Origin of the sequence: Carboxylicivirga litoralis (assembly GCF_025499605.1) — a bacterium.
Lineage (GTDB): Bacteria > Bacteroidota > Bacteroidia > Bacteroidales > Marinilabiliaceae > Carboxylicivirga > Carboxylicivirga litoralis.
The window spans coordinates 1-7,869 of the sequence record NZ_JAFMVC010000053.1 but is presented as its reverse complement, the minus strand read 5'-3'; the positions used below and the strand labels follow the sequence as shown (position 1 = coordinate 7,869).

Sequence of the window (7,869 nt, the reverse complement as noted above, 5' to 3'; positions counted from 1 at the left end):
ATACAAGCCTATTAAAACTGTTTCTAAGCAATGTAAACTCTAATGGATGGTTGCGAGTTATTTTGGAGAGATATAATATTCTATGGTTAAGACTATCTAAGGTCTTGAACCACCATCAAATAGTTTATTCAATCTTAATACGCCATCTTCCAGAGTGTAGAGGTTTGATTTTACCTTTCGTTTTGAGTGGACAGGAACCATTTTCAAATGAAGAACTTATTCGTCTCCTTTATTACAATAAAATCTGGGATTTGCCAGAAGCTTTCTCAATACTTGAAATTGTGCAAAGTGAGCTTTATGATAATGAACACTTCATGTTTGATATATTAATTCAAATCTCTGAAACAAATGAAGACGCAGCGATTACTTTATTTCAGTCATATTTTTCAAACAAAATATCAAGTATTGAATATGAGCTTGGTAATATAAAGCTTAAAATAGGCTACGACGGTAAAAAGTTCTTGACACATCTTTATACAAATCATTTTAATAAAGCCTTGGAGCTTAATTTGAAAGCAGTTACTGATTTAGTTTGTAAAACTGAAATGCAATATCCGAGAAGTGATAATGATTTAATTATGGATCATGCATTTCAGAGTATGGGAGGTTATAGAGAGAAAGATTATGGATTTTTACTTACACAATTAGAAAAAAATATTAATAAGGCTGCTGAAGAGTCTTCAAACATTATATATGTATTTATAAAAGAAAATATTGAGAGCAGGTATACAACAATTTTAAATGTGGTTTTAAAAGGATTAAAAGCTAATCCACACTATTTCATCAATGAAATATTTGAATTCGCTAAAATCTTTAAAAGAAGAGAACTGCTTAGCAATACAGATGATGTTTTAATTTTATTTCGGCAAGTTATTAACAAAGCCTACCCACATTTTAGTGATGATCAGAGGGCTGTTTTGGATGACTATATCTTAAATATTAAAGAACGAATATTATACCGCACTTACAAAGACAATAATGGAAAAAGCAAGTTGTATACCTATTGGGGATATACCCAACTCACCTATTTACAATCTATTCCCAAAAAATATATTTGTAATAATTCCTTATTGAAGAAAAAATATCAGGAATTATATCGTAAGTATGGAGTAGTTAATGACACAATTAGAGAGAGATTTGGGATGGGTACAATTGTTGGTTATCCCTTAAATAGCAAAGCATACGAGAGGATGAATATTACAGCCTGGAAAAGGAGTATGTTAAAATACAATGGTTTCGAACATCATGATTTCGGAAGTGGTAGAGGTGGTAAAGATGAGCATTGCAGAGCTTTAAAGGAAGCTGTAAAGAAAGAACCTGAAAAATTTCTTGTTCATATTAGTGACTTTATAATTAAAGATGTCTATCATATTGATTATGCTATTCATGCTGTTGAAGGTCTTTTCGAATCAGAAGAAGCGATAGACACTGACATTAAAGTACGATTGGTTAAGCAGCTTATTAAATGTAGTAGGATTACTTCTCACACCAAGAGAAGAGTAGTTTGGTTAATCGATACATTATTAAGTGATGAATATATGGATGATGAACTATTTAGTTTTTTAGCCAGAATAGCTTTAACTGATAATAATCCGAATGAAGTTTTTAATCCAGATGCTTTATTGAGTGATGGAATTAATTCTAATCGTGGAGCAGCAGCTAAGCGTTTAGTAATGATAAATAATCAGCCAGATTACTCTGAGCGGATTTTCTCTACTTTAGAAAAAATACCTAAAGATCCGATGGATTGTGTTAAAGCTGCGACATTATATAGAATCGCCTATTTGAACAACTATGATATTGAGCGAAATTTTAAGCTATTTCTTCAGTTAGTTGATACAGATAATGAACAAGTTTTGCAAAGCTCAATTTGGTCAGCTCAATATTTCAATCGAAAGTATCCAAATGAACTGGAACCATATTTTAGGAAAACGATAACCATTGAAAAACTAGCCAAGGATGTTTCAACGGCTCTTACAGTTGCGTGGCTTGAAGGTAGTGAAGAATCATACACGATATTGCAAGACTACTATCCTAAAGTAAAAGAAGTAAGAAAGGCAATGCTTCATGTTGCAGAATCAAATATATTTAAGCACAACAATGATATCACAGAAAAATGTAAAATCATTCTTAGCGAGTTCCTCGATGAAGATGATATAGATATTGCAAGAGAATATACATTCTTGTTTTCGGATTTAAGTTGTGAGTATTTCGTTGAATTCAGGTCATTTATTGCAAAGTATTCAAAATCTAAAGTTTGCATACTTGCTCCTGGCAACTATATTAAATTTCTTGCAAAAAGTTCTCATTTTTATCCAATAGAATGTTTGTCCTTATTGAAGAATATTCAATCATCCAAATCACATTCAGGTATTCAGGATGAGTTCTATTACGATGATAAGAGTCTAAATGTAATTATCAATGCATACAATGCGTTATTACAACAGGCAAAAAAGGATAAGAAAAGAATTAATTATACACTTGACATATTTGATAAAGAACTTGAGAGTGAAAGAAACAATTCTAACATTATTGAAGCATTGCAAAGCATAGATAATTAGTACATCTACGAATTAGAATTTATCAGGAGAGACATAAATACTCAAACGAAACCCACTAAAAATCAAAACTATTAGATACAAAAAAAGGAGGTATCATTACATGTTACCTCCTTCAGTTTTTTTAAGTAATCCTTAGTTAATGCTGTCGTCTAAGGCTTTCCCTGCTTTGAATTTAGCAACGTTCTTTGCTGCTATTTGAATTTCCTTTCCGGTTTGTGGATTTCTACCAGTACGAGCTGAGCGCTCAGATACTGAGAATGTTCCAAAGCCAATTAATTGGATGCTTTCTTTTTTTGCCAGCGTTGTTTTTGTTGTTTCAAAGAAGGCGTTAATAGCTTTTTCAGCGTCTACTTTTGAGATACCTGCTTCTTCAGCAATTGCTGAAACTAATTCTTGTTTATTCATATTGAGTTAAAATTTATTGCACTAAACTAAAAATTATTCTTTAGAATCTCTTTGTTTATCATTATTACAGGGCGATTTTATTAAAGGATGTGAGATGTTCGATTGATGATGTAAGGATGTATAGAATTTTAGATGTGAGATGTTTATATGTTACTTTTGGTGTTGCCAGCAGTAGCGGGTGCCATTTGAGGCATTTCGTTTACAGCGAGCTCCGGCTTTGGTGGTTGCACAGCAACGATCTGAGTAGTTGGATGATTTCGGTTTGACATAACCCGGCGCCTGACTTTGGTGGGCATAGCAGTAACCATTGGCATTGGTTGTTTTGTTTTTGCAGCGGTTACCGGTTGATTTGGCAATGCCTTTGCACTGGGTAGCTGATGAGGTTGATTCTGTTGTAGCTGTGTGCTTAATTGATAATGAATTGTATTGCTTAAATGACCATTGCGTTGCATTGGAATTGGCTTCTAATTTGTTTTCGAGTGCGTCATCCAGTTGAGGATAGAAATCGACGCCTGTCAGTTGCTCCACCTTATCAACAGAAACAACAAAACTTTGCAGTGTTGAACTACTCTTTTTATTTGGTAAGACAAATGCTATCATCTTTTCAGAGTCTGGTGCATAGACTACCTTATAATAGTATTTTGGTATAGTGACGTTATTCGTCCCGATATGGTCTGATGAGGTTGAAAGTACCCCTGCTGTTGCCACATGAATTGTACCTTCATCAATGGCCCATTGACGAACAGTAGCTTCCAGTTTTTTCCAGATACCACGATTGAAGGATGGTTCCTGAGGGGACATATTGCTCATGTAGAAGGTTTCGCTCATGGCTGATTTATCAATTTTCATATCACCAGCCGGACAAAGATGACCACGGTCGTAGCCTGAGCTTTTATAATCAGCGAGGGTTGCTGAGCCAGTTGAGACATTGGGGTCGGGACGAAAGTTATCGGTGCGTGATTGCGAACCATTAACGAGTGAAGGCGTCAGTTTATAGTACACCCATTCCGGTTGCTCATGGTCTTCGATATACGAAAAGGAATAATAGATGTGCTTAATGACTTCACCTGATGCGCTTGGTTGGTATTGGGCGAGAAGGGTAGCAGGTAATAAAAGAAGTAATAGTGCAAAAAGTGTATTTCTGAATCTATTCATGATTTATATAATTTAGGCATTAAACTCAGAACCACAATGCGGGCATTTTATTGTGTTTGGATGTATGGATTTTTGATATATGATGTTAGGATATTGGGACAAGCGCCTGCGGCAAGCGTTTGGATGTAAGCGCAATGAGTCCTTCGGCAAGCTCAGGAACCGGGACGAAGGACGGTTGATGAGATGGCGGAGGCGGTTTGCGGTGGAATGACGGGTCGAGCCGACTGCGAGTGGAGCAAGGGTGGCAGGTTGAGAGCGACCAAAGGAAGCGGAAACTGACATAGCTTGGAAGTGGAGGTACGGAACGGACAAGCCGAGGGCTGGCGGATTATTTGCTCTGAGACGTAGTGAGACACTACGCCTAGCGCAGCGGTGCGGTGGAAAAAGTAAGTGTGCACTTCGACTCCGCTCAGTGACCGGTTAGTTGCATATATTGTGACAATGATATCATAAAGACGTTAGAAGTGCATACTTGCGTGGGGTGACGATGTGGCTGAGGCGAGTGAGTATTTACCAGGTGAAGAATGAGACTGGTAATTGTGAATGAGGTGAGGCTGCTGCAGGCACTGGGGAGCGGAGTGTGAACGGAGGCCAGCGCAAATAATATGACCCGAAGGGCGTAGCAGCCCGATGCCCGCCGCGACTAGCAGGCGAGCCAAACACTGGCAGCGGTTGTGGTGAGGGTTTATTGGAAGAGCGGACGTAGCGTGACGCTACGCCCAACGAAGTGGCGGAACGCCAGGCTGTGATGACAATGTGCCTGAGACACAATGGGAGCTGCCGTGAGGAAGACCGTGGGAGCTGCAAAGGGCATGACAGGCTCATCTCGACTCCGCTCGATGACCGGGTAATGTCGGTTAGAGCGAGGAGAGTGACTTTAGTGAGCAGCGCTATTTGAATGCCTTAAAAGTGGACACTGAAAATAGGGCTGCGAAAGCCTGGCATGAGCTTTTGCTGACAAGGGATGACTCACACAGATGGACCTGAGATCAATAGTAGCCGATTAAACCTTTCAGTTTGCGATACAGGTGAGTTTGTAGCCTTACCCCTTATCAGACAGTCGCAAAATAGACATTTTTCTTTTTGTTAAACCATATTTCTAAATGCTTTTTCAGTGAGCTAAGTGGTACAGTCAAGGACGGCAGAGGTACGAAGCCGTTTATATATCCTTGACGGGTTCACATAGCGAACTTTCTTTGCTATTTAGAATCTGATGATTATCTATTTGTTTAGCATTCTAACGGGCTTATTCCGCCCAATGACTTATGTGGATGTGTTTCATTGTAATCGGTCATCCATTCCCATGCCAGATGACGAACTTGAGGAGAGGGATGATTCAGTTATTTTTATAACTCAAATAATAACAAAAAGGAGGTGAATAGAGCACCTCCTTTTTGTTATTTTATATTATTTCATTTGTACCAATACAACTGAGTGTGCAGGTATCTTAAGACTTAACTTTTTGTTTTTAATTTTTCCGGCTTTAAAATCAGAGATAAATACTTTTTCATCTTGTCCGAAATCATTATAATCAGTATAGTTTTTACTGGTTACAATTTGTGCATTTGTAATTTTAAAATCCTTACCCAACGAACAATCAATTGTAATATCTTTACCAGGATTAGCGTTGGTTAATGTCATGCTTATTATTTCATCTTTTTCTGAAGCAGATGCAGTTACGGCAGGAATAGACTCCCCATTGTAAGAATAATCTTCGGTGGTTAACTTTACAGGGACAAGGTTAGCATCCTGATGAACGTTATACATCTTAAAAATGTAGTAAGTAGGTGTTTTCACCATCTCTTTACCTCTGGTCAGGATAGGTGATTGTAAAACATTCACTATCTGGGCCACATTAGCCATACTAATTCTATCAGCATGATTGTTAAAAATATTCAAATTTATACCGGCAACCAAAGCGTCTCTTACAGTATTTTGTTGTTGAAGAAAACCATCTTTAGTTCCTGGAAGCTGATCATACCAAGTACCCCATTCATCAACAATTAATTTAATATTGCCTTCAGGATCGTATTTATCCATAACAGCCAAATGTTTATTGATGATATCATCAACATAAATTGTGTTGCGCAAAGTCGCAAAGTACATATCCTCACCAAAGTCAATTGAAGTCCCTTTGCTACCAGTCCAACTTCCTGTTGGTAAAGTATAATAATGCATAGATAAACCTTGAGCAAGGTTCTTTTTATTATTGAGTGTTTTTAAAATAGTCTCTGTCCAGTTAGTATCACCTCCTGAGGGACCACAAATCACTTTTTGAATGTCGTTACCTCTAATATAAGATGAGTAGTTTCTAAATAAGTTGGCATAATAAACAGGATCCATATCACCTCCACAACCCCAGTTTTCATTACCTATTCCAAAGAACTTAACATCCCATGGATCTTCACGACCATTCTTTTTACGTAATTCAGTCATAGGACTTTGGCTATATGAAGTCACATACTCTACCCATTCCATGGCTTCCTGAACAGTTCCTGAACCTACATTAATACTTAAATATGGTTCAGTGCCTATCAATTCACAAAAATCCAAAAATTCATGTGTTCCAAAGCTGTTGTCTTCCGTTACTCCTCCCCAAAATACATTAACGATTGATGGACGATCTTCTTTTGGCCCAATGCCATCTTTCCAGTGGTAGGTATCCGCAAAGCACCCTCCTGGCCATCTTAAAACAGGCACTTTCATCTCTTTGAAAGCTTCAACAACATCTTTTCGATATCCGTTGATGTTTGGGATGTCAGAATCTTTACCAACATATATTCCTTCATAAATACAAGTTCCGAGATGCTCGGAAAAATGCCCATAGATTTCTTTGTTGATTTTAGTTCCAGTAGAATCAAGATTAACAACCAAGGAATTCTGTGAAAATAGGGTAATAACGTTTAATATTGCTAATAGCAACAATAATGATTTCTTCATGTGATTGTTTTTCGTTTATTCTAATTTGTAATACTCTGCTTAAAAAGCAAATGTAAGGTTTATTACATTCTAATATTATGTTGTGATAAATTCGTATTATAATTTGATTGATTAGTTCAATTGATTGTATAACAAAATACCATTAGGCTGATTACTTATAAAACTTTCCAAACTTGAATGGATATATATCCATCTTTCCCAACGGGTTTGCAAATAAAAATGGCATTCTATAGCCAGTTGTACTTTGAATCAATGGGAGCCTCAAACTGTGGAGTGGTTCTAAAATAAACCCCATAATTTGGCTCCTCATTTTCATCATAAGCCTTAGAAAGTATACCAAGGTTACGAATATGAATCAGAACATTATCATCTGTTTTTATCGTATAAATGGCGTCAAGCTCAGTTCTTCCCAAAGCTTTATTGGCATATTGGTAATCTGCACCTTCGTTTAATACAATACCTTTCATATTTGGTCTTTCAAAGGTGCCTCCTGTGATTGGTATAATGATACGTTCGCCATGAGGTGTTGTACCTAAATGCAATAGTTCACTAATGGTTACTTTCAGTTCACAAGTAAACTCTAATCCTGGTTTAACGAATTCTTGTCCCTTCAAATTAAAACAAGTACATAAGAACAGGACTATAGGTAGTACGGCGTATAGTTTTTGCATTTATTTCTGAATATCTGGTTCTTCTTCTTTATCAAATATTACTGGAAAAAACGCTGAAGTTGACCACCTCTTAACGATTTAAATTGACCAGGTCTAACGAACGAAATTGACCACCCTTTGACGCTCCAAAGTGACCA

The 7,869-nt window shown here is 37.0% G+C and carries 6 protein-coding genes; 1 reads left to right on the top strand and 5 read right to left on the bottom strand.

What is annotated here, in order from left to right; all coding sequences use genetic code 11:
• Positions 1 to 2,561 (top strand): hypothetical protein (locus J1N10_RS20275; RefSeq protein WP_262328559.1); only part of this gene is annotated, 2,561 nt, incomplete at its 5' end.
• 132 nt (positions 2,562 to 2,693) lie between these two features.
• Here J1N10_RS20275 and J1N10_RS20270 read toward each other — a convergent pair.
• From J1N10_RS20270 to J1N10_RS20255, 5 genes are all read right to left on the bottom strand, one after another.
• Complete coding sequence (locus J1N10_RS20270; protein WP_262328558.1) at positions 2,694 to 2,966, bottom strand: HU family DNA-binding protein; 273 nt, start codon at positions 2,964 to 2,966, stop codon at positions 2,694 to 2,696.
• Between the two features lie 150 nt (positions 2,967 to 3,116).
• Positions 3,117 to 4,121 (bottom strand): DNA/RNA non-specific endonuclease, encoded by a 1,005-nt coding sequence (locus J1N10_RS20265; RefSeq protein ID WP_262328557.1) that lies wholly within the window; start codon positions 4,119 to 4,121, stop codon positions 3,117 to 3,119.
• Between the two features lie 1,229 nt (positions 4,122 to 5,350).
• Positions 5,351 to 5,461 (bottom strand): integrase core domain-containing protein, encoded by a 111-nt coding sequence (locus J1N10_RS21350; protein WP_410053459.1) that lies wholly within the window; start codon positions 5,459 to 5,461, stop codon positions 5,351 to 5,353.
• 67 nt (positions 5,462 to 5,528) lie between these two features.
• Positions 5,529 to 7,061 carry an alpha-N-arabinofuranosidase gene (locus J1N10_RS20260; RefSeq protein WP_262328556.1) on the bottom strand — a complete coding sequence of 511 codons (1,533 nt, stop codon included), beginning with the start codon at positions 7,059 to 7,061 and terminating at the stop codon, positions 5,529 to 5,531.
• 227 nt (positions 7,062 to 7,288) lie between these two features.
• Positions 7,289 to 7,732: a DUF3237 domain-containing protein gene (locus tag J1N10_RS20255; RefSeq protein WP_262328555.1), complete on the bottom strand. Its 444-nt coding sequence runs from the start codon at positions 7,730 to 7,732 to the stop codon at positions 7,289 to 7,291.
• Positions 7,733 to 7,869 lie beyond the last annotated feature (137 nt).

What these genes read in the sequence shown, in the direction of transcription:
- J1N10_RS20270 (WP_262328558.1), bottom strand. Translation starts at nt 2,966, where the DNA reads ATGAATAAACAAGAATTAGTTTCAGCAATTGCTGAAGAAGCAGGTATC.
- J1N10_RS20265 (WP_262328557.1), bottom strand. Translation starts at nt 4,121, where the DNA reads ATGAATAGATTCAGAAATACACTTTTTGCACTATTACTTCTTTTATTA.
- J1N10_RS20260 (WP_262328556.1), bottom strand. Translation starts at nt 7,061, where the DNA reads ATGAAGAAATCATTATTGTTGCTATTAGCAATATTAAACGTTATTACC.
- J1N10_RS20255 (WP_262328555.1), bottom strand. Translation starts at nt 7,732, where the DNA reads ATGCAAAAACTATACGCCGTACTACCTATAGTCCTGTTCTTATGTACT.